The organism is Sulfitobacter sp. HGT1, from assembly GCF_013282155.1.
Lineage (GTDB): Bacteria > Pseudomonadota > Alphaproteobacteria > Rhodobacterales > Rhodobacteraceae > Sulfitobacter.
The window spans coordinates 1-2,506 of record NZ_BLWI01000006.1; the positions used below are offsets into that span (position 1 = coordinate 1).

Genomic DNA, 2,506 nt, shown 5'->3' on the forward strand with positions numbered 1-2,506 from the left:
AGCCAGCAACGCCATGATTTATATACGAAATACCACGATCAGGATAGCAAAATCAGAGATTTACTTGGGGAATGCGGGGTGAATATGCACCTCATGGTCAGCCCAGAAGACCCAGATCATCTAGAAAAAGCGAAAGCGTTTGTTCGAAAACTCAGGTTTAGGGCGCATGACGAACCTTTCACCTGTACTAGGGACGACCTGATCCGTTTGGGCCGTGCCTCCGACCCTTCAAAAGTGACAGACGAGCTCGCTTTGGAGCAAGGTGCAACCCAGTTCAAAGTAGGATTCGACCAGCTTCGAGACGAGTTTGATCAATCAAGGTGGGCGCAAGAAAACATCCTAGTGGCCGTCGCCGGGGGCAAGGACGATGGAACATCTGGCGTAAAAGAGGCGGCAGATGCGACCTTGCGGACGGAGATTGAGAAATTCGCGGACATCATTTTCGCAAGCAGTGCTGCGCAGCGTGAATTTTGGTTGGGCCTTCGCGCAGCATCCCCAGAGGAACTCATTTCCGATTATGGCAGCCTGAAGCCATGTATGCATGGAAGCGATAGTCATGAGACACGGACTGTGGGCAGGCCAGACGGAAATCGGTTTTCTTGGATTAAAGGTGGATTAGAGTTCGATGCTCTTCGGCAGGCGTGTATTGATCCATCAGGACGCGCATTTGTTGGTGAAGCTCCCCCGTCTTCTGGAACACCTTCTCAGCTCATCGATGGGATTGAGCTTGTGAACGCACCATGGGCGAACACGCCTAAAATTGCTTTTAACCATGGGCTTGTTGCCGTGATTGGGGCGCGAGGTTCGGGAAAAACTGCGTTAGCTGATATCATCGCTTCTGTTTGCGATGCGACGCCCCAGACATCTGAGGGCGATCACAGCTCCAAACCAAGCCCATCATTCTTAAGCCGCGCAATTGATCTGTTGGGGGACGCCAAGGTGAAGGCGACGTGGCGTGCGGGTGAGCCGACCACACGGTTCCTAGATGGCCGTGATCAACCAGATGTGGTTAATCAGCGTGCGCGTTATCTTTCTCAACAATTTGTGGAGGATTTATGTTCTGCAGATATGATGACGGACGGGCTCCTGCGTGAAATAGAACGTGTGATTTACGAGGCACACACCCTAACGGATCGGGAGGGTGCTCTTGATTTTCGTGAACTGCTTGAATTGAAATCGGCTCGGTTTCGTCACACCAGAAGACGCGAAGAAGAGACAATCGTTAACCTGTCGGATCGGATAAGTATTGAATATGAGCAAGTTCGGAAAATATCCAAGATTACTACGGACATTGACATCAAAGAAAAGCTCATTGGGCAACTAACCGAAGATCGCGGTAAGTTGGTCGTCAAAGGCTCTGAAGCTCGAATGGGGCGTTTGAATGATCTCTCAACGGCTGCCGAAACAGTTCGTGGCAATCTAAGATTTTTTAATCAGAAGAAATCAGCACTTGATGGACTTGCAGATGATGTGAAGGACTTAAGGTTCGTGAAGGCTCCTGAAATGTTGCGAGTAACGCAGGAACGTCACAAAGCCAGTCAGATGAAAGATAGTGACTGGAATGCGTTTCAGATCGATTACACAGGTGATGTCGATGCACAGATCGCTCAGCTTCTTAGCGACTGCGAAATTTCCATAAACTCATGGAAAGGCGTTACGCCGCCGTCACCTGCAACACCAGAAACTCTTCTAATCCCCGAAGATGCTGAGCTAGAAAGGCAGCCTTTGGCGCTTTTACAAGCAGAAATTGCGAGGCTTGAAAGACTTGTTGCCGCCGACGAAGTAACAAAAAAGCAATTTTCTGCTCTTACATCGAGAATTTCAATAGAAACAACTTCGCTTACCATCTTGAGGGAAAAACTTCAGATCGCCCAAGGAGCTCGCGCGCGTATCTCAGAGCTACAGGCCGAAAGAGATGAGGCATATTCTCGCGTATTCAGTGCGGTTATTTCGGAGCAGAGGGTTCTCACAGAACTCTATGAGCCGCTGCTGGATAAGCTTTCTGGTTCAACCGGAAGCTTGAAGAAGATGTCATTCACGGTATCTCGGTCAGTTGACGTGGACAGATGGGCTGACTTCGCAGAAAAGCACCTCATTGATCTGCGTAGGGATACTCCGTTCAAAGGGGCTGGCACATTCCTTTCGCTGGTCAACAATCACCTTAAAGCCGTTTGGGAGACTGGCGGAACAGAAGCCGTAGGTGCTGCAATGGCGAGTTTTCGAACCGAGTACATGTCTGCTTTGCTCGAACATACCAATGTTACGAAATCGGATGAGAACGAGTATCGAGACTGGCTCAAGCGTTTTGCTAAGTGGCTGTATTCGACGGATCATATTAGCCTTCAATACGGTATTGATTTTGATGGTGTCGATATTCGCAAGTTGTCGCCCGGCACGCGTGGGATTGTACTTCTTCTGCTTTACTTAGCGCTAGATGATGCTGACACACGTCCGCTTATCATCGATCAACCAGAAGAGAACTTGGACTGTTGGATGTCACTTAAAA

At 49.2% G+C, this 2,506-nt stretch carries 1 protein-coding gene; it reads left to right on the forward strand.

The genetic code is table 11. The features are described from left to right. The coding region (locus HGT1_RS06195) for a TrlF family AAA-like ATPase (protein ID WP_176249069.1) at positions 1-2,506 on the forward strand (2,506 nt) is incomplete at both ends.